Source organism: Pseudonocardia sp. D17 (assembly GCF_036984265.1).
In the GTDB taxonomy this organism is placed as follows: domain Bacteria; phylum Actinomycetota; class Actinomycetes; order Mycobacteriales; family Pseudonocardiaceae; genus Pseudonocardia; species Pseudonocardia benzenivorans.
In genome coordinates this window covers 1-21,037 of record NZ_BPRG01000115.1, presented here as the reverse complement: position 1 = coordinate 21,037, position 21,037 = coordinate 1, and the positions used below count along the sequence as shown (strand labels likewise).

Genomic DNA, 21,037 nt, shown 5'->3' with positions numbered 1-21,037 from the left:
GCCACGGGCGACGGGTCCCGCGGCGGGCGCCGGGCGCGGGGTGCCGGCGGCTGCCCGCTGCGGCGGCTCAGGTGCCGCGGACGGCGACGGTCAGCAGCACCACCGAGTCCTCGACGGCCAGCAGGTCGTGCCGCTCGGCCGGGACGACGAGCAGGTCGCCCGCCGCGGCGCCGACGGCGCCGGCAGGGCTGCGGAGCTCGACCCGGCCGCGCAGCACGTGCAGGGTCGCCTCGCCGGGGCTGTCGTGCTCGGCGAGGCCCTGGCCTGCGGCGAGGGCGAGCAGCGACTGGCGCAGCGTGGCCCCGTGCCCGCCGACGACGGTGTGGGCGCTGCGCCCGCTCGACGCCGCCCGGGCCGCGTCGAGGTGGGTGTCGGCCAGCGCGCCGAGGGCGACGGGTCCGGGGGTGTCGGCGGTGCGGGGCTCGGGGGTGTGCACGGTGTCCTCCGGGTGCTGGTCGGGACGCATCAGGTGGTGAACAGTGCGACGCCGGTGACCACCAGGGCGGCGACCTTGACGATCTCCAGCGCGACGTAGCCGAGGTGCCCGCGCGACCGCGGCGCCTCACCGCCGGCGAGCACGGCGTCCGACCGGCGCGTCAGGCGCGGCCGGACGACGCCGAGCTGTGCGAGCAGCGCGACGATCGCGACCGCGCCCGCGACGACGGCCGTGGCCGGCGGCGCACCGAGCGCGGCGACCACGACGAGGGCCAGTGCCAGCACGACCTCGACCGTGTTGAGCGCGCGGAACACGAGGCGGCCGATCCCGAGGCCGATGCGGACGGTGACGTCGGGGGCACGGAACTTCAGCGGCGCCTCGAGGAACGAGATCGCCAGCACCATGCCGAGCCAGACGAAGGTCACGGCGACCGCGACGGCGGGTCCTGCGGGCATCAGTGGTCGTCCTCTCGGGAGCCGCCCACGGCGGTGGACGGGGAACGGGACAGGTGGGCCAGGCACAGGTCGGGGCCGGCGAACGGTTCGAGGCGTTCGACGGAGACCGGGGCGGCGAGTGCGGTCAGCGCCCCCTGCATGAGGCCGAGGTGCAGCGGGCAGACGACCTGCGCGTCGGTGGTCGCCAGCTCCAGGAACGGGCAGTGCCGCAGCGCCAGCTGGTCGTCGGGCCGGCCCGGGGCGGGCCACTGCGGGGCGAAACCGAGCTCGTCGAGCAGGGTGACGAGCGAGCGCACCCCGTCGGGGCCGGACGCGGCCGGGGGGCCGTCGGCCAGCCGGGCTCCCCAGGCGCGGCCGGCGGCGGCCGCGGCGGCGGCGGGATCGGGTCCGGCGGCGAGGTTCTCGACGAGCGCCGCCGCGAGCAGCCGGTAGTTGCGGGGGCCGGTGGGGTCCATGCCGGGGCGGGCCCGGAACAGCAGCGGCGGCCGGCCCGGGCCCGTCGGGGCGACCGGCACGCGTTCGGCCCGTCCGGCGTCAACGAGCGCGTCGAGGTGGAACCGGACGGTGTTGGGGTGGACGCGCAGCCGCGCCGCGATCTCGGCGACGCCCAGCGGCTCGGCCGCGTCCCGCAGGGCCGCGAGCACCACGTCGCGACGGGCGGCGCCGCGCTCGCCGCTCACGTGCCGCGCGGCGGCTGGCCGGCCACCAGCGGGGTGTCGGCCCCGATCGGGCCGAGCTTCGCCGCGCCGCCCGGGCTGCCGAGCGGGGCGTCGCGGCCGGGCAGCGGCTCGGCGAAGAACCGGGCGTTGTCGGCCTGGTACTCCTGCAGCGACTCCGGGAGGTCGTCCTCGTAGTAGATCGCCTCGACCGGACAGACCGGCTCGCAGGCGCCGCAGTCGACGCATTCGTCGGGGTGGATGTAGAGCGCGCGTTCGCCCTCGTAGATGCAGTCCACCGGGCACTCGTCCACACAGGCCCGGTCGAGCACGTCGACGCAGGGGAGTCCGATCACATAGGCCACGGCTTGAGTTTACACAACACTCGCTTGTATAAATTGCCGCATGACCGCGCTCGAGCTCGACGTCCGCCCCCTCCGCAAGCCCGACAAGCACCCGACGATCTTCCGGACCTACGACGCCCTCGCCGTGGGTGAGTCGTTCGTCCTGGTCAACAACCACGATCCGAAGCACCTGCGCGACGAGTTCGACTCCGACCTGCCCGGCGGCTACGGCTGGGAGTACGTCGAGCGCGGCCCGGTGTGGCGGATCCGGATCAGCAAGCTCGCCGCCACCCCGTTGCCGCGCATCGTCGGTGACCTACACCGCGGGACGCAGGACCCGGACGCCGCCGGGATCGAGTGGAAGCTGGAGATGCGTCGACGCGACCTGGACTCCAACGTCGTGCGGCTCGCGCCGGACGCCGGGATCGGCGACCACACCGGCCCCGATCTCGACGTGCTGCTCGTCGTCCTCGACGGCAGCGGCCTGCTCGCCACCGAACGCGGCGACCTCACGCTGGAGGCCGGTGCGTTGGTGTGGCTGCCCCGCCGATCCCGCCGCCGCTTCCAGGCCGGCCCGGACGGCCTGCGGTACCTGACCGTGCACGGCAAGCGCCAGGCGCTGGTGCTCGACGCCGCGCCGCCGAAGGTCACGACCTGACCCGGGGCCCCGGGCCCTGGGTACCCCTGGGACGGCCCGTGACCGGCGCCGCACCCGCCGGCCGGGGGTGCGTCGGTACCTCGTCCGGGGCCCGGTTCCGGTTACGGTGTCGGGCATGGCAGGACGCGCGTCGACCGGTGGTGCTCGTGGTACGACGCGAGCCGCCGCCGGGTCGGGCCGTCGTCCCGCGTCGGGCTCCACCTCGCGCACGCGGGGCTCGTCCACCGCACGGCGGCCGTCGGGTCGCCGGCCCCCGGCGCCGCGCAAGGGACCCGACCTCATCGACAAGGGCATCGACGCGGTGGGGCGCGGCGTCGTCAGGCTGGGGAGGTCGGCGGGCAGGGCCGCGGGCCGGACCCGCGAGATCGACCCCGCGCACCGGCGCGACGGGCTGGGTGTCGGGTTCATCGTGCTCGCCGTCGTCGCCGCGGCGGGCATCTGGTGGGGCGCGGGCGGCCCCGTCGGACGCGGCCTGTCCACGGCGGTGGGCGCGGTGTTCGGCACGCCGGGCGTCCTGCTGCCCGTCGTACTGGTGATCGTCGGCATCGTGCTGATGACGACCGAGGCCCACCCCGAGGCCAGGCCGCGCGTCGCGGTGGGGTCGTTGCTGCTGGTCCTGGGCGTGCTGGGGCTCGTCCACCTGTTCTCCGGCTCGCCGGCCGAGCCCGGCCGGTGGGCCGAGGCGGGCGGTGGCGTCGGCTACCTCGCGGGCACGCCGCTGGCCAGTGGGCTGAGCCCGTTCGTCGCCGTCCCGGTGCTGGTCCTGTTGTCGGGCTACGGGTTCCTCGTCCTGACGGGGACGCCCGTCCGCGAGCTGCCCGACCGCGTCCGGCGGCTGCTCGGCAGGCCGGTGCCCGACGACACCGAGGACGGTGTCGACGAGGTCGCCGAGAACGCCGCGGCGCAGGACGACCCGGTCGCCGACGCCGCCGCCGCCCCCCGGCTGCGCCGCCCGTCGCGACGCCGGCAGAACGCCGCGGACGCCTACCGTGACGAGGCCGGTACCGCGGGGCCCACGCCCGAGCCCGCCGCGGAGGAACCCACGGCGCCCACGCGCACCCCACGCCGCCCGGTCCGGGCGGCCGAACCCGTCTCCGAGCCGGACAACCCGCCGACGGGCGAGCAGATGTCGCTCGCGATCCGCGAGCCGTCGGGCGACACCGCGTACGTCCTGCCGCCACCGGACATGCTCCCGAGCGGACCGGTCCCGAAGACGCGCAGCAGCGCCAACGACGCCATGATCGAGGCGATCACCGGCGTCCTCGACCAGTTCAATGTGGACGCCCAGGTCACCGGCTTCACCCGCGGACCGACCGTCACCCGCTACGAGATCGAGCTCGGGCCGGCGGTCAAGGTCGAGAAGATCACGCAGCTCACCCGCAACATCGCCTACGCCGTCGCCACGGACAACGTGCGGCTGCTGGCGCCGATCCCGGGCAAGTCGGCGGTCGGCATCGAGGTGCCCAACACCGACCGCGAGATGGTCCGGCTCGGCGACGTGCTGCGCTCGGCCAACGCGCGCAACGAGCAGCACCCCATGGTGATCGGGCTCGGCAAGGACATCGAGGGCCACTTCCTCTGCGCCAACCTGGCGAAGATGCCGCACCTGCTGGTCGCGGGCTCCACGGGCTCCGGCAAGTCGAGCTTCGTCAACTCGATGCTCGTCTCGCTGCTCAGCAGGGCGACCCCGGACGAGGTCCGGATGATCCTCATCGACCCGAAGATGGTCGAGCTGACCCCGTACGAGGGCATCCCGCACCTGATCACGCCCATCATCACGCAGCCGAAGAAGGCCGCCTCCGCGCTCGCCTGGCTCGTGGAGGAGATGGAGCAGCGCTACCAGGACATGCAGGCCAACAAGGTCCGCCACGTCGACGATTTCAACCGCAAGGTGCGCTCCGGCGAGATCACCGCGCCGCTGGGCTCCGAGCGGGAGTACCGGCCCTACCCCTACATCCTCTGCATCGTCGACGAGCTCGCCGACCTCATGATGACCGCCCCGCGCGACGTCGAGGACGCGGTCGTGCGCATCACGCAGAAGGCGCGCGCCGCCGGCATCCACCTCGTGCTGGCGACGCAGCGCCCGTCGGTCGACGTCGTGACCGGCCTGATCAAGACCAACGTGCCCTCGCGGCTGGCGTTCGCGACGTCGTCGCTGACCGACAGCCGGGTCATCCTGGACCAGCCCGGCGCGGAGAAGCTCATCGGCATGGGCGACGGGCTCTACCTGCCCATGGGCGCCGGCAAGCCCGTCCGCATGCAGGGCGCGTACGTCTCCGACGAGGAGATCGCCGACGTCGTCGGCTTCACCAAGGACCAGGCCGAACCCAGCTACACCGAGGGCGTCACGGCGGCGAAGGCCGGCGAGAAGAAGGAGATCGACGCCGACATCGGCGACGACCTCGAGCTCCTCGTGCAGGCCACCGAGCTGATCGTCACCTCCCAGTTCGGGTCGACGTCGATGCTGCAGCGCAAGCTGCGGGTCGGGTTCGCCAAGGCGGGCCGGCTGATGGACCTGCTGGAGACGCGCGGTGTCGTCGGACCCTCCGAGGGCTCGAAGGCACGCGACGTGCTCGTCAAGCCCGACGAGCTGGAAAACGTCATCTGGCTCATGCGGGGCGGATCGGGCGGCGACGACGCCGAGGAGTGAACGGTCGTCGATGACAGGAGACCACTCATCGCCGTGACCCTTTCGTGATCGTTCCTTACTGATTGTCACTCTCGGTGGTTATTCTGTGGTATATCCCACGAACCGACGGGCGCTCGACTACGCGCCGTGCAATCGTGGGCCCCGATCGCGCGGGCGCGGCGTCCGCCGAGAGGGCGAAAGGGTGCTGTCGGATGTTCGGTTTCAAGCGTCGTGGGACGCGACCGGGGCGCGGCGCGGCCACCGGGCGGAGTGCACTCATGCCGATCCCGCTGACCGGCGGGCTGCTCAGCGGCCAGGTCCGTGACGCGGACGGCAAACCCGTCGGCGGCGCCGAGGTCTCGGTGTTCGACCGGTCCAACCGCCGGGTGGCCCACGCAGACAGCGACCCGTTCGGCTACTTCGCCGCCGCTGTCGTGCCGGGCGACTACCGGGTGCGGACCGACTCCGGCGGTTTCCAGAGCGTGAGCAACTCCGTCGAGGTCGAGTGGGGCAAGCACGCCGAGCTCGGCGACATCCTGCTGATCGCCGACCCGAGCCTCGAGCCGCCCGCGCCCGGCGTCTACGAGATCGACGCCGACCACTCCGCGGTGCGCTTCGTCGCCAGGCACATCGCGCTGTCGAAGGTCTACGGCCGGTTCAACGACTTCCGTGGCCTCATCCGCATCGAGGACCCGCTCGAGCAGTCCTCGGTCGAGGTCGTGATCGACGCGGCGAGCGTCGACACCAACGTCGAGGCGCGCGACGCCCACCTGCGTTCCGCCGACTTCCTCGACGTCGAGCGGTTCCCGCAGCTGCGGTTCAACAGCACGCGGTTCACCCGGCGCACCGGCAACCACTGGCTGGTCGACGGGGAGCTCACGCTGCACGGCCTGACCAGCGACGTCCAGCTCGACACGACGTTCCTCGGCATGCAGGAGTGGAACGGCCTGCGCGCGGGCGTCGTCGCGACCACCGAGCTGCACCGTGAGCACTTCACGCTCAACTGGCAGCAGATGCTCTCCAAGGGCGTCCCGGTCGTCGGCTCGACGATCGAGATCTCCCTCGACATCCAGGGTGTCTACAAGGGCTGAGCCTCGCCGGCCCGCGGGCCGACGGGGGTGGCGGCGCCCGCGAAGCCGAGGCGCCGCCAGGCTTCGTAGACCGCGACCGAGACGGCGTTGGCGAGGTTCAACGACCGCGAGCCCGGGATCATCGGCAGCCGGACCCGGTCGGTGACCTGCGGGGCGGCCTGCACCTCGGCGGGGAGCCCCGTCGACTCCCGGCCGAAGAGCAGCACGTCGCCGCGCTCGTAGTCGACGTCGGTGTGATGCTCGGTGCCGGTCGTGGTGAACGCGTGCACCCGGGCGGGCAGCAGCGCCGCCCACGCCGCGTCGAGGTCGCGGTGCACCTGGACGTCGGCGAGCTCGTGGTAGTCCAGACCCGCGCGGCGGACGTGGCGGGCGTCGAGGGAGAACCCCAGCGGCTCGACGAGGTGCAGCTGCGCGCCGGTGTTGGCCGCCAGCCGGATGATCGCCCCGGTGTTCTGCGGAATCTCCGGGGTCAGCAACACGATCCGGAACACGTGCCGATCCTGGCCCCGGGGCCGTCGCGGCGCCCGCCCGGGGTGCTGATCACGGTCAGGTCGGGCGCTCGGCCAGCCACCGGGTGGCCGTGGTCCCGCCGAGCTCGCGGAAGTCGCGGGCCAGATGGGGCTGGTCGGCGTAGCCGCAGCGGGCGGCGACGTCGGCGAGTGCGGGGCGGCGCCCGGGATCCCGCCCACCGGACCGCAGCATGTCGCACGCCCGCTCGAAGCGGATCACCCGCGCGGCCGTCTTCGGGCTCACCCCCAGCTCGTCGTGGAAGCGGGTCGCGAGGTGCCGGCGGCTCCAGCCGACGTCACGGGCCAGCGCCTCCACCCGCACCGTCCCGCCCGACGCCGCCAGCACGTCCCAGGCCCGCGCGACCTCCGGGGCCGGCTCCGGCGCCCGCGAGCTCGCGGCCAGCCGGGTCAGTTCCCGATCGAGCACCGCGAACCGGTGCGCCCACGACGGTGCCGTCGCCAGCCGTTCCCGCAGCTCGACGGCGCCGCGGCCGAGCACGTCACGCAGGTCGACGACGTCACCGGCGAGCGCCGCGGCCGGGACGCCGAGCAGCATGCGGGCCCCGCGCCAGGTCAGCCGCAGCTGGATGCCGGTCTGGGCGGGCCCCTGTGCCATGACGGCCGGCCGGTCGTGCAGGCCCGCGACCATCGCGTCGAAGCGGCCGGGCCCGCGGCCGGCACCGGGCGTCTGCAGGACCTCGACGTCACCGTCGAGGCAGAGCAGGAACGTCAGGTGCGCGCCGGGGACGCCCTGATGGGTGCCGGGCGGGGTCGCGGCCATCCGGTAGCCGGAGCAGAGGTCGACGAACGGCCGCAGCGGCGCGGGCGGCCGTCGCCACACGAGCTCGTCACCCGTCATCCGTCCAGGCTAGGGGGTGCCTGACACCGCGGCGAGTGATCCGTCCGACGCCCCTGGCGAGGCGGCCGCGTGCTCACAGGTTGAGCAGCATCCGCACGTTGCCCAGGGTGTTGGGCTTGACGTGCGCGAGGTCGAGGAACTCGGCGACACCGGCGTCGTAGGAGCGCAGCATCGCCGCGAAGACGTCGGTCGAGACCGGGGTGCCGTCGATCTCGGCGAAACCGTGCCTGCCGAAGAAGTGCTTCTCGAACGTCAGCACGAACAGCCGCTTCAGGCCGAGCTCGCGGGCGTTGTCGATCAGCGATGACACGATCGCGTGCCCGACACCCCGGCCGAGCGTCGACGGGTCGACCGCGACGGTGCGGATCTCGCCGAGGTCCTCCCACAGGACGTGCAGCGCCCCGCAGCCGACGACCGTCCCGTCCAGCTCCGCGACGAGGAACTCCTGCACGGACTCGTAGAGGGTGACGATCTCCTTGGCCAGCAGGACGCGTCCCGCGTAACCGTCCACGAGGGACTTGATCGTCGTCACGTCGGCGGTCCGGGCCCGCCGCACGAGCACGTCTGCCACGACGGGTCAGAATAGATCAGAGGCCCCGGGATACCCTGTGGCACGTGCCGAAGCCCCCGCCGCCCGAGTCCGCCCCGCGGCGTGCTGCCCTGCTCACCCTGGGGTGTGCCCGCAACGAGGTCGACTCGGAGGAGCTCGCGGGCCGGCTCGCGAGCAGCGGCTGGGAGCTCGTGGAGGCCGACCCGTCCAGCGGCGGTCCGGCGCCCGACGTCATCGTCGTCAACACGTGCGGGTTCGTCGAGCAGGCCAAGAAGGACTCGATCGACACGCTGCTGTCCGCGTCCGACGTCGCGCAGGCCACCGGGGCCAAGGTCGTGGCCGTCGGCTGCCTCGCCGAGCGGTACGGCGCCGAGCTCGCCGAGAGCCTCCCGGAGGCCGACGCGGTCCTCGGCTTCGACGCCTACCCGGAGCTGGCCGAGCGCCTCGGTGAGGTGCTCGGCGGTCACGCGCCCGCGCCGCACGTCCCGGTCGACCGGCGGACGCTGCTGCCGCTCACGCCCGTCGCCCGGCCCACGGCCGCCGCCGACGTCTCGGTCCCCGGCCACGAGTGGGTGCCCGACCTGTCCCGCGTGCGGCTGTCCGACGGGCCCGTCGCCAACCTCAAGCTCGCCTCGGGGTGCGACCGGCGGTGCGCGTTCTGCGCGATCCCGTCGTTCCGCGGCGCGTTCGTCTCCCGCCCGCCCGCCGACGTGCTCGCCGAGGCGGCCTGGCTCGCCGAGCAGGGCGTCCGCGAGCTCGTGCTGGTCAGCGAGAACTCGACGTCGTACGGCAAGGACCTGCCCGGTGGCACCCGTGCGCTGGTCGACCTGCTCCCGCGGCTCGCCGCCGTCCCGGGCATCGAGCGGGTCCGCGCCTCCTACCTGCAGCCCGCCGAGATGCGGCCCGACCTCGTCTCGGTCATCGCGACGACGCCCGGCATCGCGCCGTACTTCGACCTCTCCTTCCAGCACGGGTCCGCTGCCGTCCTGCGCCGCATGCGGCGCTTCGGCGGCCGCACCGACTTCCTCGAGCTGTGCGAGCGCATCCGCGCCCTGGCTCCGGAGGCGGGCATCCGCAGCAACGTCATCGTCGGTTTCCCGGGCGAGACCGAGGACGACCTCGCCGAGCTCGAGGCGTTCCTCACCGGCGCCCGGCTCGACGCCGTAGGCGTCTTCGGCTACTCCGACGAGGACGGCACCGAGGCCGCGGGCTACGACGGCAAGATCGACCCCGACGAGGTGCAGGCCCGGGTGTCGCGGATCTCCTCGCTGGTCGACGAGCTGGTCGCGCAGCGGGCCGAGGACCGGGTCGGGTCGGAGGTCGTCGTGCTCGTCGAGCAGGCCGAGGACGACGACTTCGAGTGCACCGGGCGCGCCGCCCACCAGGCCCCGGAGGTCGACGGCGAGTGCGTCGTCGAACGCGGGTCCGGGCTGACGGCCGGTGAGCTGGTGCGCTGCGTCGTCGTCGACACCGAGGGCGCCGACCTGATGGTGTCCCCGCGCGAGGTCCTCCCCGGCGGGCGCGCCGGGCTCGTCGCGGCGGGGTCGGCATGACCCGAGGCCGGCGATGACCGGTTCACCCGCGAGCGCGTCCTCGCCGCCGTTGCTCAACATCGCCAACGTCCTCACCGTCGTCCGGCTGCTGCTGGTGCCGGTCTTCCTCGTCGTGCTCTTCGTCGACGACGGGCACTCCGTGGCGTGGCGGCTGGTCGCGTCGGGGGTGTTCGCGGTCGCCGCCATCACCGACCGCTTCGACGGGCAACTGGCCCGCAGCCGGGGACTGGTCACCGACTTCGGCGCCGTGGCCGACCCGATCGCCGACAAGGCCCTCACCGGCGCGGCGTGGATCGGCCTGTCGCTGCTCGGGCTGATGCCGTGGTGGGTGACGATCGTCATCATCGGCCGCGAGCTCGGCATCACGCTGCTGCGGTTCTGGGTGATCCGGCACGGGGTGATCGCGGCCAGTCCCGGCGGCAAGGCCAAGACCTTCGTGCAGAGCCTCGCGATCGGGCTCTACCTGCTGCCACTCGTGGAGCTCCTGGGCCCGTCGGTCACCGTCGACGTCGTGCGCTGGGCCGTACTCGGGCTCGCGCTGGCGCTCACCGTCGTCACCGGCGCCGACTACGTGGTGCGTGCCGTCCGGCTGCGACGCGCCGCCCGTACCGCGGTCCACGACGTGCCGTGACCACGTCGGCGGGGCGGCCGGACGACGTCGCCCGGCCGGGGGTGTTCGCCCTCGGCGGACACGTCCGTCCGGCTCGGCAGGCGACGCGGAACGTCCGCAGTCGGTACGGTGAGGCCACCGGGCCGTCCGCGGTCCGGGCACGGATCCGCCAGGGTTGCCCGGCGGGCCGTGGCACGGGTGGACGAGGAGGGTCGCATGGCTGTGCTGCTGCGTGAGGCGATCGGCGGCAGCCTCCGGCGTGCCCGGACGGACCGTCGTCGGACCCTGCGCGAGGTGTCCCGGCAGGCCCGGGTGAGCCTCGGCTACCTCTCCGAGGTCGAGCGCGGCGTCAAGGAGGCCTCCAGCGAGCTGCTGGCCTCGATCTGCGAGGCCCTCGACATCGCCCTGCCCGACCTGCTCACCGCGGCGGCGGAGGAGATGGCCGAGTCGATGCGGCCGCAGATGATCGTGCCGATCGGCCAGCGCCACGCCGACCTGCGCATCGCCGGCACCGCGACGGGCGCGGCCGGCCCGCAGCCCGCGGCCACCCCCGCGTCGCCCGTGGCGAGCGTCAGCGCCGCCGCCTGACCGCCGCCGCCCCGACCGCTTCGCGACTGCCGCAGCCCACTGCCGCCCGGCCGTCCGGGTGCCGCGTGGCGCCCTCCCGTCGGTGCTGGTCGAGCCCTCGAGCCCGGCCTCCGGGAATCCCCCGGATTCGGTAGCCTGGGCCCCGGGTCGCCCCGACGGCGACCTCCGGACGATCCCCGATATCGTCGCGCCGCGCTGGAAAATCGGTCGTGCGCGGTGCCACGATGGGGGCCGCAGCGCGCACCGGGGGGCTGGTTCCGGCTTTGCGCGGTGACTGATCGGTGTCGCACTCGGAGGTAAGGCGGAGCAGATGGCCAACGGTTTCACGAAGGCCTGGAAGTACCTGATGGCGCTGTTCTCGTCGAAGGTCGACGAGTACGCCGACCCCAAGGTGCAGATCCAGCAGGCCATCGAGGACGCCCAGCGTCAGCACCAGGCTCTCTCGCAGCAGGCTGCGGCCGTCATCGGCAACCAGCGCCAGCTCGAGATGAAGCTCAACCGGCAGCTCGGCGAGATCGAGAAGCTCCAGGCCTCGGCCCGGCAGGCCCTGGTGCTCGCCGACCAGGCCCGGGCGAGCGGCGACGAGCAGAAGGCCACCCAGTACGAGCAGTCGGCGCAGGCCTTCGCCACCCAGCTCGTCACGGCCGAGCAGTCGGTCGAGGACCTCAAGGTCCTGCACGACCAGTCGATCGGTGCCGCGCAGCAGGCCAAGCAGGCCGTCGAGCGCAACTCGATGATGCTGCAGCAGAAGATCGCCGAGCGCACCAAGCTGCTGAGCCAGCTCGAGCAGGCCAAGATGCAGGAGCAGGCCGCGGCCTCGCTGCGGCAGATGACCGAGCTCTCCGCGCCGGGGAACACCCCGTCGCTGGAGGAGGTCCGCGAGAAGATCGAGCGGCGCTACGCCAACGCGATCGGCTCCGCGGAGCTCGCCCAGAACTCGGTGCAGGGCCGCATGCTCGAGGTCCAGCAGTCCACGGTGGACATGGCCGGGGCCAGCCGCCTCGAGCAGATCCGCGCGTCGCTGCACGGCACCCCCGTCGCCGGCGAGGTGACCTCGGGGCAGACCGCCCCGGCGCCCGCCCAGCCGCAGGCCAACCCGGCGGCGCAGCCCCAGCCCGGCACGAACTGACGGTCCTGCCCTCGACGCCCGTCCCGGTCCCCGGGGCGGGCGTCGTCGTCTTCACGGGCCCGGTCAGTACCGACCGGGGCCGGTGCGCCGGTGCGCCGGCCGGTGGGTGGCCACGGGTGCGGGGCCCGGCTGGCAGCGCGGGCACCAGTACGCCGGGCGCGCGTACACCCCGTCGCCCTGGTCGGCGGTGCGGATGCGGGTCCTGCAGCGCAGGCACTCCCGGCCGCCGCGCTCGAACACCCAGTGCGCCTCACCGGCCCGCAGCGACCCCGTCGTCGACTGTTCGGGACGGTCGGCGTTCGCCAGCAACAGCTTGCGCGACAACGTGATCGCCGCCATCGGGTCGGGGAGGTCGCGGACCGGCGTCCACGGGGAGACGCCCAGCAGGAAACAGACCTCGCTCTTGTAGAGATTGCCGACCCCGGCCATCACCCGCTGCTCCAGCAGCACCAGGCCGACCTCGTGGTCGGCGCGTGAGACGAAGCGGCGCAACGCTTCCGCTGCCTTGCCGTCGTCCCACGCGGGGTCGAGGAGGTCGGGGCCCAGGTGGCCGACGAGCCGGTCCTCCGCGGCCGTGGGCAGCAGTTCGAGGTCGTGCAGCGCGAAGCCGACGGCGACCCGCTCGTCGGTGGCCAGCACCGCGCGCGCCTCGTGCTCCGGGCGGCGCCAGCGCATGCCGGGACGATAGAGGTGCCAGGAACCGTCCATCCGGAAGTGGCTGTGCAGGCTGCGGCCGTCGTCGAAGCGCGTGAAGAGGTGCTTGCCGACGCTCGCCACGCCGGTGACGACGAGCCCCGCGAGATCGTGCTCGGCCCAGCGTGGATGGCGCACCTCGCCGCGCAGCAGCCGGTTGCCGGCGAGGGCCGCGTGCAGCCGCTTGCCGGCGAGATGGACCGTGTCGCCCTCGGGCACGCTGCGACGGTATCCCGCCAGGAGGCGCGGCGCGCGGCCTCCGGCCGGGGCCCGGCGCCGGAAGCCCGGGCCGCGCGGGCGCCGGCTGCGGTGATCAGCCGATCGGTTGACCGGCGGTCCACCCCGCGGTGCCCGGGGTGCAGCCTCGCGTCCGATCCGCGGCGCCGCCCGTCGCACCAGTCTTGGTGCATGGCGGTCATCGAGGTCAACGGCTTGCAGAAGCGCTACGGGGAGCATCTCGCCGTGGCCGACGTGTCCTTCGAGGTGCAGGAGGGGGAGATCTTCGGGGTGCTCGGCCCGAACGGGGCGGGCAAGACGACGACGGTCGAGTGCATCGAGGGCCTGCGGGTGCCCGACGGCGGGACGATCCGCGTGCTCGGGCTCGACCCGCAGCGCGACGTGACCGAGCTGCGGCGGGTGCTCGGGGTGCAGCTGCAGGACAGCAAGCTCCCCGAGCGCATGACGGTCGCCGAGGCCGTCTCGCTCTACTCGTCGTTCTACGACGATCCTGCCGACGGTGACGCGCTCGTCGACCGGCTCGGCCTCACCCGCAGGCGCGACACCCGGTTCGGCAAGCTCTCCGGAGGTCAGCAGCAGCGCCTCGCGATTGTGCTCGCGCTGCTCGGCAGGCCCCGCGTCGCCGTCCTCGACGAGCTGACGACGGGGCTGGACCCGCAGTCGCGCCGCAACACCTGGGAGCTGGTCGAGCAGGTGCGCGACGACGGGGTCACGGTCGTGCTCGTCACCCACTTCATGGAGGAGGCCGAGCGGCTCTGCGACCGGATCGCGCTCATCGACGCCGGGAAGGTCGTCGCGATCGACACGCCGTCGGGGCTGGTCGAGCGCACCCGGGCGCCGCAGGTCATCCGGTTCAGGCCGTCGGAGCCGGTCGACGAGGCGCTGCTGCGCGGGCTGCCCGAGGTCACCTCCGTCGTCCAGCGCGACGGGCGCGTCGAGATCACCGGGACCGGCGACGTCCTCGCGACCGTCACCACCGCACTCGCGCAGCGGCGCATCGTCGCCGCGGAGCTGCGCGTCACCCAGCCACGACTCGACGACGCGTTCGTCGCCCTCACGGGGGAGGGGATCCGATGACCACGACCACCGCGGCACCCGCCGGGACGGGCCGTCCGAGGACGTCCGGGTTCGCCGGGCTCGGCGCGCTGACCCGCTCCGAGCTGCGACTGTTCCTGCGCGACCGGGCCGGCGCCGTCGCGACGCTGCTGTTCCCGACGGTCCTGCTCGTCGTGCTCGGGCTGATCCCGTCGTTCAAGGAGCCGGTCACCCCGGGCGGCCCGCGGCTGATCGACCTCTACGTGCCGATCATGGTCGCGATGGTGCTCGCGGTGTCGGCCGTGCAGGCGCTGCCCGCCGTCGTCGCGACCTACCGGGAGCAGGGGTTGCTGCGCCGGATGCGCACGACGCCGGTCCGGCCGCAGACGTTGCTGCTCGCGATCACCGCGACGATGCTCGGCGTGACGCTGGTGTCGACGATCCTGGTGCTGCTCGTCGCCCGGCTGGCGTTCGGCGTGCCGCTCCCGCAGGACCTGGCGGCCTACCTCGTCACGCTGGTGCTGCTCGGCGGGGCGGTCTACGGGCTGGGGCTGCTCGTCGCGGCGGTCGCCCCGAGCGGGCGGACGGGCAACGCGATCGGCACCGTGCTGTTCTTCCCGCTGATGTTCTTCGGTGGGCTCTGGCTGCCCCGCGACGTCATGCCCGAGGTGCTGCGCACGATCAGCGACTACACGCCGTTGGGTGCGGGGGCCGGTGCCCTGCAGGCGGCCGCCGCCGGGTCGTGGCCGCAGTTGCTGCACCTCGGTGTGCTGCTGGCCTGGACGGTGCTGACCGGTCTCCTCGCGACTAGGTTGTTCCGCTGGGAGTAGGGGGAACCATGGCGACGCGGGAGCTGGACCGGCTCGACGTTGTCGAGCAGCGGATGGACAAGGCGATCGACCGGTTCGCCGCGCTCGCCGGTCTCCTCCTCGGCACGGTGCTGACGGCGTTCGCGGTGTCGGGCGAGACCGCCACGACGTGGGCGTGGATGGCGGCCCTCACCGCCGTCGCGCTCGGCTGGATCTGGTTCCTGTCGGTGCGCGAGCCGATCCGGGCCCGCGTCCCGGTGGTCGGCGGGGTCTACATGGCCGGCCTGCTCGTCCTGATGGCCGCGTTGACCTGGCTCTCGCCGTTCTACGCGTTCATGGCGATCGGCGGGTACGGCCACGCGTTCTGCTACCTGCACGGACGTTGGCGCTACGTCGCGGTCGCCTTCGTGGGCGGGTGCGCGGCGTTCTCGCAGATGGGCGGCCGGCTCGCGCTGCCGTGGAGCACCGGATGGTGGTGGGCGCTGGCCGCGCTGCTGGTCGGCAACGCCGTCGTCGCGGGCGGGTTCAACTGGTTCGCGGCGATCAGCGCGCAGCAGACGGAGCGCCGGAAGCGGATGATCGCGGAGCTGGAGGAGACCAACGCGCAGCTGGAGACCGCGCTGGCGGAGAACGTCCAGCTGCACGCCCAGCTCGTCGCCCAGGCCAGGCAGGCGGGTGTGCAGGACGAGCGCACCCGGATGGCGCGCGAGATCCACGACACCATCGCGCAGGGCCTGACGGGCATCGTCACCCAGCTGGAGGCCGCCGACGCCGCCTCGAGCGAGGCCGACGTGCGCGACCGGCTGCGGATCGCTCGCGGTCTCGCGCGCGAGAGCCTCACCGAGGCCCGGCGGTCGGTCGACGCGCTGCGCCCCGAACCCCTCGAACGCGCGCAGCTGCCCGAGGCGCTGGCCGATCTCGTCGACCGCTGGTCGGAGACGACGGGCGTCCGGGTGCGACGCGAGACCACCGGCGCGACGCGGCCGTTGCTGCCCGACGTCGAGGTCGCGCTGTTCCGGGTGGCGCAGGAGGCGCTGGCCAACGTCGCGAAGCACGCCGAGGCGACGACCGTCGGGATCACCCTGTCCTACATGGACGACGTGGTCGTGCTCGACGTGCGCGACGACGGTCGCGGGTTCGACCTGCCCGACCGCGGTGCGGGCGGGTTCGGGCTCACGGCGATGGAACAGCGCGTGCACCGCGTCTCGGGCACGCTGACGGTGGAGAGCGCGCCCGGCGAGGGGACCGCGCTGAGTGCGAGCGTGCCGGCGATCCCGGCCGAGACCCGAACCTGCGGAGAGGTGCCCCTGTGAGTTCGACCATCCGGGTCCTGATCGTCGACGACCACCCCGTGGTCCGCGACGGGCTGCGCGGCGTGCTGTCGGGCGCGCCGGACCTGGTCGTCGTCGGCGAGGCGGGCGACGGGGCCGAGGCGCTTGCCCGGCTCGCGGCCGCCGACGATCCCGTCGACGTCGTGCTCATGGACCTGCGGATGCCGGTGATGGGCGGCGTGGAGGCGATCAGGGAGCTGCGACGCAGCGGGTCGGCGCCGCGTGTCCTCGTACTGACGACGTTCGACACCGACCGCGACGTGCTGCCCGCCATCGAGGCCGGCGCCACCGGCTACCTGCTCAAGGACACCCCGCGCGACGAGCTGCTGCGCGCCGTCCGGGCCGCGTACCGGGGCGAGGCCGTGCTCTCGCCCGCCGTCGCGGGCCGGCTGATGGGGCAGGTCCGCACGCCGACCGAGGAGGCCCTGTCGAGCCGCGAGCTGGAGGTGCTGCAGCTCGTCGCCGCCGGTGCGACGAACCGCGAGGCGGCCCGGCGGCTGTTCATCAGCGAGGCGACGATCAAGACGCACCTGCTGCACATCTACGCGAAGCTCGAGGTGCGCGACCGGGCCAGCGCGGTGTCCGCCGCGTACCGCCGCGGGTTGCTGACGACGTGACGGTCGTGTCGTCCGGTACCGTCTAACGGGACGAGGGGGTGACGATGCGCAGCGCGCCGACGGTGCAGGCACTGGTCCTGCTCGTGGTCGGCTACGCGCTGCTCGCCGGTGAGCCGGGCGTCGTCATCGGGGTCCTCGGCGCGGCACTGCTCGCGTGGGGGATGGCCCGGCACGCGTCGGCCGTCCTGCGGGTGGCCGCGGCGCCGCTGCACGCGCTCGTCGTCAAGGCGTTGCGGCAGGCCAGAGCGCGTGCCGCCGCGCCGCGCCAGGAGGACCCGGACGCCGCGGGGCACACCCGCGCACGGGCGCCGTCGGGGCTGCTCCCGGCGGTCTGAGTCGTCCCGCGTTCCGGGGACGCGCCGCCGGGGTCGTTCGTGTCCCCGTCACCGGTCCTTCCTGGAGTCCCGCATGTCCTCGTCGTGCCCTGTGCCCGCCCCGACCGGGGTGGCGCCGTGCTGAACTTCCTCTACTACCCCGTCTCCGCCGTCATGTGGTTCTGGCACCAGGCGTTCGCGCTCGTGCTGGGCCCGTCGAGCGGGTTCGCCTGGGCGCTGTCGGTCGTCTTCCTGGTGCTGACGCTGCGCGCCGTCATGATCAAACCGTTCCTGTCGCAGGTGCGGTCCGGGCGCCGGATGCGCGCCCTCGCCCCGCAGCTCGCGGAGATCCGCAAGCGCCACGCGAACGACAAGCAGAAGATGCTGGCGGAGACGCAGAAGCTCCAGAAGGAGCACGGCGTCTCGACGCTGGGCGGCTGCCTGCCGCTGCTGATCCAGATGCCCGTCTTCCTCGCGTTGCTGCACGTGCTGCGCTACTTCAACCGTCCGGGCCTGACGTTCGAGCAGAACGCCGCGATCGGCAACTACGTCTTCGGGCCCGACGAGGTGCGCTCGTTCCTCGAGGCCCGGCTGTTCGGGGCGCCGCTGTCGTCGTGGGTGTCGATGCCGCAGTCGCTGCTCGACTCGTTCGGCTCGCACGTGGAGCGGTGGGAGGTCGTCGTCGTCGCGGTGCCGTTGATGCTGCTCGCTGCGGTCGCCACGCACATCACCGCCCGCAACTCCCAGCGCCAGCAGCTGGCCGCGCAGACCGCCCCGCCGGAGCCCGGCACCCAGGCCGCGCAGATGGCCGGGTTCATGAAGCTGACCCCGTGGATCTTCCCGCTCGGCGTCATCCTCGGTGGGCTGTTCTTCACGTTTCCGATCGCGATTCTGCTGTACTGGCTGACGAACAACGGCTGGACGATGGTCCAGCAGCACCTGGTGCACAAGGCGATGGACCGCGAGGAGGCGGCGCAGGCCGAACAGAAGGCCGCGGTCGCGGCCGTGACCGCGCCGAAGCCGGGCGTGCGGCCGCCGGCCGTGACCCGCAAGCCGGGGGCGAAGCCGGTCGCGGGGTCGGGGTCGCCCGCGGAGACGGCGGCCGTCGGCGGGTCGGGGCCTGCTGCGCCGGGGCCGGGTGTGTCGGGGTCCGCTGCGGCGGCTGTCGGACGTGCGGCCTCCGGTGGGGGCGGCGCGGCGCGGGCGGCGGCGCGCCGGGGCGGCTCCGCGAGCGCACGGCGGCCCGCAGGGACGTCGGGCAAGGCCGCCGCGGGCCGCAAGAAGTCCGGGGCCCGCAAGGGCGGGCGTCGCTGACGGCGTCGCCGACCGGTGCGGCGGGTGCCGAGGTGCGGCGGGCTCTCGGTGCCCCGCCGGGCGGTCAGGTCGCCGACCAGCGGATGGCGGAGGCGTTTCGAGCCGTGCGTGCGCTGGTGGACACGGTGCTGCTCCCACCACTGGTCGAACTCGCGGCTGTCCGCGCGCAGCTGCGCGACGAGCTCGACGGTCGCCCGGGCGTCCGGGTCACGGCCCACCTCGAACCGGAGGCTCTCCACCGCGGCCCGGGCCTGGTCCTGCCGGTCCACGAAGAGCGATCGGGCGTCCTCGTCCATGAACATCCAGCGCGCGTAGTTCCGGTGCGCAGGTGGCAGCCGGTCGAAGTCGGTGAACAGCGCCGCGGCCACCCCGACACGGCCCCACACTCCCGAAGGGCCGCAGTCAAGATCGCGACCCGACCGCCGGAAGTGCCAACGTCCTTCACGACGAGGACCCGGCGACCCTGGACCTCGACCCCCTCGGCGCGGCGGCGCGTCCCGTAGGGCTTGGCGGCCTTACGCACAAATGCGACGGGCAGCCCGGTGGTCAGGCCAAGCGCGGTGGCGATCGAGGTCGCCCCGAGCGGCTATTACGCCCGCAAGAAGCGCCGTGCCTCGCGGACACTGCACGACGCGGCGCTGGCCGAGACGATGCCAGGGCTCAGGCGCCGAGCGAGTCGAGATGGCGGCGCACCACGTCCCGGGCCAGCCCCGGCGGCAGGGAGCCGGGATGCAGCGTCCCCGCGAACCCCAGCCCGTCGATCAAGCAGGCGAGCCGCTCCGCCTCGACGGCAGTCCGCTCCGGGGGAACCCGGTTCTCGACGATCCGTCGGGCCAGCTCGCGAACGCCCGCGTGCAACAGTTCGGCGGTCGCTCGGTAGGCGGGAGCGGTGCGGGCGGCCAGGGCGAACTCCAGCCAGACCGTCGTCTCCCGGGTGCTCACCGCGTCCCACGGCAGCAGTTCGGCGATCATCCGCTCCGCGACGACACCCCGGTCGGTCTCCGCGTCGAGCTCGGCCCGGTGTGCCTCGAGGCGCGTGGTGACGCGGGCGATCACCTCCGCGGCCGCCTCCGTGAGCATCTGCTCTGCCGAGTCGAAGTAGTGCCGCACCGAGCCGATGGCCAGCCCGGCCGTCTCCGCGACCCGCCGCAGGGACGCCCCGTGCACCCCGTGCTCCACGACCACCGTGAACACGGCGTCGAACACCTCGCGGCGCCGCTGCTCCGCGTCCACCACCTTCGGCATCTCGCCTTTCTAGCATGCGCGTGCTACGTTGTTGTAGCAAGGCCGTGCTAAATAAGGAGGAGCGATGGAGACCGTGTTGACGTTCTTGCTGGTCAGGTTCGCGGTGCTGGCCGTGATCGTTGCCGTGCTCGTGATCGTCGGGTTCGCGTTGATCACCAGGCTGAAGCGGCGCGGACGCTGGGAGGAGACTCGCCGCCGCCTGGGCCCCGTCGCCTCCCGGGCAGCCGCCGGGTACGCGCGCCGCCGCGGTGGATCGTGGGGGAGTGGCTTTGATCAGAAGGTGGCGCGCCGGCTCGGGGATCGCCTGTGACCGTGGCGGACCTCCTGCTCGATCTCCTCGCCAAGGTGGGCATCGTCGCCGCGTTGGTGGTGGTGGTCGTCCTCGCCTGCGTGGCGATCGCGAGGCAGTCCCGCCGATGACGTCGCGGCAGGAGGCACGCCCGAGACCCGGCTGACCGATGGTGGTGGACCACCGCGAGGTGCTCTCGGCCGTCGCCCCCCTGATCCGATGGCCTGGGGCAGCGCTTTTTCATCAAGGCGGTGTTGCGCGGTCCGGCGACCAGGTGGCGGACGCAGTGATGCTCCACTCGGCGGGAGACTCCCGGGCGAGGTCGGTGAAGCGGCTGTAGTGCAGCTGGTGCACGACGGTGATCGTGCTGGTCGGGGCGTTGCGGTGCCTGGCCAGGATCAGGTCGGCCTCGCCCGCACGCGGATCGTCGCGCTCGAACGCATCGGGCCGGTGCAGCAGGATCACCATGTCCGCGTCCTGCTCGATCGAGGCCGACTCACGCAGGTCCGACAGCGCCGCGCCATCCGGGTCCTCGTCGCTCATCCGGTCCGCGCGCATGTCGGCCGGCCGGATCCGCGACTCGGCCGACAACAGCCGCATCACGATTTCGGACTTGCTCATCGAGGTGGCCGCGTCCGAGGTCACGGAGGGCGCGAGATGACGGCCCGGGGCGCGGTCGAGCGCGGCAACTCGACAGTGCGCGAGAAACGAGGCACCACCCGCCACCGCGCCCCCCTGAACACCGAATCGAGGATCATCGTGCGTCCTCCGTCCGAGCGGCCGTCGACCTGGTTCGTGACCGGTACGTCGCGCGGCCTGGGTCTGGAGCTGGCCGCCCAGCTGCTGCGGCGTGGGGACGGCGCGAACCTCGACGTCACCGCGCGGACCGCGGCCACCACCGACCACCTCGCGGCCTGATCCGGACAACTGGAGGAGGAACCTCATGAGCATAGGCAGGGCCCTGATCGTCATGTCGGCCGCCGGCGTCTGGGAACGCACCGACGGTTCGGCGTACCCGACCGGCTAGACGAGTAAGTCCGAACCCGGTCAGTGGTCGTAGGCGATCAAGGATCGGGTGATGGGCTG

At 73.4% G+C, this 21,037-nt stretch carries 24 protein-coding genes and 2 pseudogenes; 15 read left to right on the top strand and 11 right to left on the bottom strand.

The features are described from left to right. Positions 1-67: 67 nt before the first annotated feature. The 4 genes from PSD17_RS19190 to fdxA are packed head-to-tail and all read right to left on the bottom strand — an operon-like array spanning position 68 to position 1,912. Positions 68-466 carry a cupin gene (locus PSD17_RS19190; RefSeq protein WP_013676695.1) on the bottom strand — a complete coding sequence of 133 codons (399 nt, stop codon included), beginning with the start codon at positions 464-466 and terminating at the stop codon, positions 68-70. Further along, on the bottom strand, positions 466-891 hold the full coding sequence (locus PSD17_RS19185; RefSeq protein WP_013676694.1) for a hypothetical protein: 426 nt from the start codon (positions 889-891) through the stop codon (positions 466-468). The genes PSD17_RS19190 and PSD17_RS19185 overlap by 1 nt, the downstream gene beginning before the upstream one ends. Continuing rightward, positions 891-1,571, bottom strand: coding sequence for a helix-turn-helix transcriptional regulator (locus PSD17_RS19180; RefSeq protein ID WP_013676693.1), 681 nt, complete (start codon positions 1,569-1,571; stop codon positions 891-893). The genes PSD17_RS19185 and PSD17_RS19180 overlap by 1 nt, the downstream gene beginning before the upstream one ends. Continuing rightward, the gene (fdxA, locus tag PSD17_RS19175; RefSeq protein WP_013676692.1) at positions 1,568-1,912 is read right to left on the bottom strand and encodes a ferredoxin; all 345 of its coding nucleotides are present in this window, start codon (positions 1,910-1,912) and stop codon (positions 1,568-1,570) included. The genes PSD17_RS19180 and fdxA overlap by 4 nt, the downstream gene beginning before the upstream one ends. A 40-nt stretch (positions 1,913-1,952) precedes the next feature. Between fdxA and PSD17_RS19170 the strand changes: the two genes are divergently transcribed. From PSD17_RS19170 to PSD17_RS19160, 3 genes are all read left to right on the top strand, one after another. Then, on the top strand, positions 1,953-2,549 hold the full coding sequence (locus tag PSD17_RS19170) for a DUF2249 domain-containing protein (RefSeq protein ID WP_013676691.1): 597 nt from the start codon (positions 1,953-1,955) through the stop codon (positions 2,547-2,549). 115 nt (positions 2,550-2,664) lie between these two features. Continuing rightward, positions 2,665-5,199, top strand: a complete 2,535-nt coding sequence (locus PSD17_RS19165; protein ID WP_049803487.1) for a DNA translocase FtsK — start codon at positions 2,665-2,667, stop codon at positions 5,197-5,199. Between the two features lie 257 nt (positions 5,200-5,456). Next, positions 5,457-6,269, top strand: a complete 813-nt coding sequence (locus PSD17_RS19160) for a YceI family protein (protein ID WP_339123941.1) — start codon at positions 5,457-5,459, stop codon at positions 6,267-6,269. Here PSD17_RS19160 and PSD17_RS19155 read toward each other — a convergent pair. The 3 genes from PSD17_RS19155 to PSD17_RS19145 form a co-directional block, all read right to left on the bottom strand. Continuing rightward, a complete protein-coding gene (locus PSD17_RS19155; RefSeq protein WP_013676688.1) occupies positions 6,257-6,760 on the bottom strand; it encodes a tRNA (cytidine(34)-2'-O)-methyltransferase in 504 nt (167 codons plus the stop codon). The two genes, PSD17_RS19160 and PSD17_RS19155, sit on opposite strands and share 13 nt — an antisense overlap. A gap of 55 nt (positions 6,761-6,815) precedes the next feature. Then, the gene (locus PSD17_RS19150) at positions 6,816-7,637 is read right to left on the bottom strand and encodes a helix-turn-helix domain-containing protein (protein WP_103381911.1); all 822 of its coding nucleotides are present in this window, start codon (positions 7,635-7,637) and stop codon (positions 6,816-6,818) included. Between the two features lie 73 nt (positions 7,638-7,710). Then, a complete protein-coding gene (locus tag PSD17_RS19145; protein ID WP_013676686.1) occupies positions 7,711-8,208 on the bottom strand; it encodes an amino-acid N-acetyltransferase in 498 nt (165 codons plus the stop codon). Positions 8,209-8,252: 44 nt separating this feature from the next. On the opposite strand from PSD17_RS19145, the gene rimO reads away from it, so the two are divergent. The 4 genes from rimO to PSD17_RS19125 all read left to right on the top strand — a co-directional run bounded on the left by rimO (position 8,253) and on the right by PSD17_RS19125 (position 12,067). Beyond that, a complete protein-coding gene (gene rimO, locus PSD17_RS19140) occupies positions 8,253-9,740 on the top strand; it encodes a 30S ribosomal protein S12 methylthiotransferase RimO (RefSeq protein ID WP_339123938.1) in 1,488 nt (495 codons plus the stop codon). A 13-nt stretch (positions 9,741-9,753) separates the two neighbouring features. Next, the gene (gene pgsA / locus PSD17_RS19135; protein WP_013676684.1) at positions 9,754-10,371 is read left to right on the top strand and encodes a CDP-diacylglycerol--glycerol-3-phosphate 3-phosphatidyltransferase; all 618 of its coding nucleotides are present in this window, start codon (positions 9,754-9,756) and stop codon (positions 10,369-10,371) included. A gap of 195 nt (positions 10,372-10,566) precedes the next feature. After that, positions 10,567-10,938 (top strand): helix-turn-helix domain-containing protein, encoded by a 372-nt coding sequence (locus PSD17_RS19130; RefSeq protein ID WP_339123935.1) that lies wholly within the window; start codon positions 10,567-10,569, stop codon positions 10,936-10,938. 310 nt (positions 10,939-11,248) lie between these two features. Next, positions 11,249-12,067: a PspA/IM30 family protein gene (locus PSD17_RS19125; protein ID WP_013676682.1), complete on the top strand. Its 819-nt coding sequence runs from the start codon at positions 11,249-11,251 to the stop codon at positions 12,065-12,067. 63 nt (positions 12,068-12,130) lie between these two features. On the opposite strand, the gene PSD17_RS19120 is transcribed toward PSD17_RS19125, so the two are convergent. Further along, positions 12,131-12,979 carry a DNA-formamidopyrimidine glycosylase family protein gene (locus PSD17_RS19120; protein WP_339123932.1) on the bottom strand — a complete coding sequence of 283 codons (849 nt, stop codon included), beginning with the start codon at positions 12,977-12,979 and terminating at the stop codon, positions 12,131-12,133. A gap of 189 nt (positions 12,980-13,168) precedes the next feature. On the opposite strand from PSD17_RS19120, the gene PSD17_RS19115 reads away from it, so the two are divergent. From PSD17_RS19115 to yidC, 6 genes are all read left to right on the top strand, one after another. Then, complete coding sequence (locus PSD17_RS19115; RefSeq protein WP_013676680.1) at positions 13,169-14,074, top strand: ABC transporter ATP-binding protein; 906 nt, start codon at positions 13,169-13,171, stop codon at positions 14,072-14,074. Further along, entirely contained in the window at positions 14,071-14,862 is a 792-nt protein-coding gene (locus PSD17_RS19110; RefSeq protein ID WP_339123929.1) for an ABC transporter permease, read from the top strand. The genes PSD17_RS19115 and PSD17_RS19110 overlap by 4 nt, the downstream gene beginning before the upstream one ends. Positions 14,863-14,870: 8 nt before the next feature. Continuing rightward, positions 14,871-16,154, top strand: coding sequence for a sensor histidine kinase (locus PSD17_RS19105; RefSeq protein WP_013676678.1), 1,284 nt, complete (start codon positions 14,871-14,873; stop codon positions 16,152-16,154). Next, positions 16,151-16,789 carry a response regulator gene (locus PSD17_RS19100; protein WP_013676677.1) on the top strand — a complete coding sequence of 213 codons (639 nt, stop codon included), beginning with the start codon at positions 16,151-16,153 and terminating at the stop codon, positions 16,787-16,789. Before PSD17_RS19105 ends, PSD17_RS19100 begins: the two co-directional genes overlap by 4 nt. 44 nt (positions 16,790-16,833) lie before the next feature. Beyond that, complete coding sequence (locus PSD17_RS19095; protein WP_013676676.1) at positions 16,834-17,124, top strand: DUF6412 domain-containing protein; 291 nt, start codon at positions 16,834-16,836, stop codon at positions 17,122-17,124. 117 nt (positions 17,125-17,241) lie between these two features. Continuing rightward, positions 17,242-18,417 carry a membrane protein insertase YidC gene (yidC, locus tag PSD17_RS19090; protein ID WP_339123927.1) on the top strand — a complete coding sequence of 392 codons (1,176 nt, stop codon included), beginning with the start codon at positions 17,242-17,244 and terminating at the stop codon, positions 18,415-18,417. Positions 18,418-18,488: 71 nt separating this feature from the next. Here the strand turns inward: yidC and PSD17_RS19085 are convergent. Together PSD17_RS19085 and PSD17_RS19080 are read right to left on the bottom strand one after the other, a co-directional pair. Beyond that, positions 18,489-18,785 (bottom strand): annotated as a pseudogene (locus PSD17_RS19085) (MmyB family transcriptional regulator); the annotation flags it as partial. Positions 18,786-19,077: 292 nt separating this feature from the next. After that, entirely contained in the window at positions 19,078-19,662 is a 585-nt protein-coding gene (locus PSD17_RS19080) for a TetR/AcrR family transcriptional regulator (protein WP_013676674.1), read from the bottom strand. A gap of 64 nt (positions 19,663-19,726) precedes the next feature. Here PSD17_RS19080 and PSD17_RS19075 point away from each other — a divergent pair, with 64 nt between their 5' ends. Next, entirely contained in the window at positions 19,727-19,972 is a 246-nt protein-coding gene (locus tag PSD17_RS19075) for a hypothetical protein (protein WP_013676673.1), read from the top strand. Positions 19,973-20,260: 288 nt separating this feature from the next. Here the strand turns inward: PSD17_RS19075 and PSD17_RS35390 are convergent. Then, positions 20,261-20,464: pseudogene (locus tag PSD17_RS35390) on the bottom strand (DnaB-like helicase C-terminal domain-containing protein); the annotation flags it as partial. Between the two features lie 246 nt (positions 20,465-20,710). Here PSD17_RS35390 and PSD17_RS19065 point away from each other — a divergent pair. Next, positions 20,711-20,869, top strand: coding sequence for a hypothetical protein (locus tag PSD17_RS19065; protein WP_339123923.1), 159 nt, complete (start codon positions 20,711-20,713; stop codon positions 20,867-20,869). The last annotated feature ends 168 nt before the right edge of the window (positions 20,870-21,037 follow it).

Excerpts from the sequence above, each read along its gene's own strand:
- PSD17_RS19190 (WP_013676695.1), bottom strand. The coding sequence starts at position 466 with ATGCGTCCCGACCAGCACCCGGAGGACACCGTGCACACCCCCGAGCCC.
- PSD17_RS19185 (WP_013676694.1), bottom strand. The coding sequence starts at position 891 with ATGCCCGCAGGACCCGCCGTCGCGGTCGCCGTGACCTTCGTCTGGCTC.
- PSD17_RS19170 (WP_013676691.1), top strand. The coding sequence starts at position 1,953 with ATGACCGCGCTCGAGCTCGACGTCCGCCCCCTCCGCAAGCCCGACAAG.
- PSD17_RS19165 (WP_049803487.1), top strand. The coding sequence starts at position 2,665 with ATGGCAGGACGCGCGTCGACCGGTGGTGCTCGTGGTACGACGCGAGCC.
- PSD17_RS19160 (WP_339123941.1), top strand. The coding sequence starts at position 5,457 with ATGCCGATCCCGCTGACCGGCGGGCTGCTCAGCGGCCAGGTCCGTGAC.
- PSD17_RS19150 (WP_103381911.1), bottom strand. The coding sequence starts at position 7,637 with ATGACGGGTGACGAGCTCGTGTGGCGACGGCCGCCCGCGCCGCTGCGG.
- pgsA (WP_013676684.1), top strand. The coding sequence starts at position 9,754 with ATGACCGGTTCACCCGCGAGCGCGTCCTCGCCGCCGTTGCTCAACATC.
- PSD17_RS19130 (WP_339123935.1), top strand. The coding sequence starts at position 10,567 with ATGGCTGTGCTGCTGCGTGAGGCGATCGGCGGCAGCCTCCGGCGTGCC.
- PSD17_RS19125 (WP_013676682.1), top strand. The coding sequence starts at position 11,249 with ATGGCCAACGGTTTCACGAAGGCCTGGAAGTACCTGATGGCGCTGTTC.
- PSD17_RS19115 (WP_013676680.1), top strand. The coding sequence starts at position 13,169 with ATGGCGGTCATCGAGGTCAACGGCTTGCAGAAGCGCTACGGGGAGCAT.
- PSD17_RS19110 (WP_339123929.1), top strand. The coding sequence starts at position 14,071 with ATGACCACGACCACCGCGGCACCCGCCGGGACGGGCCGTCCGAGGACG.
- PSD17_RS19105 (WP_013676678.1), top strand. The coding sequence starts at position 14,871 with ATGGCGACGCGGGAGCTGGACCGGCTCGACGTTGTCGAGCAGCGGATG.
- PSD17_RS19095 (WP_013676676.1), top strand. The coding sequence starts at position 16,834 with ATGCGCAGCGCGCCGACGGTGCAGGCACTGGTCCTGCTCGTGGTCGGC.
- PSD17_RS19080 (WP_013676674.1), bottom strand. The coding sequence starts at position 19,662 with ATGCCGAAGGTGGTGGACGCGGAGCAGCGGCGCCGCGAGGTGTTCGAC.
- PSD17_RS19075 (WP_013676673.1), top strand. The coding sequence starts at position 19,727 with ATGGAGACCGTGTTGACGTTCTTGCTGGTCAGGTTCGCGGTGCTGGCC.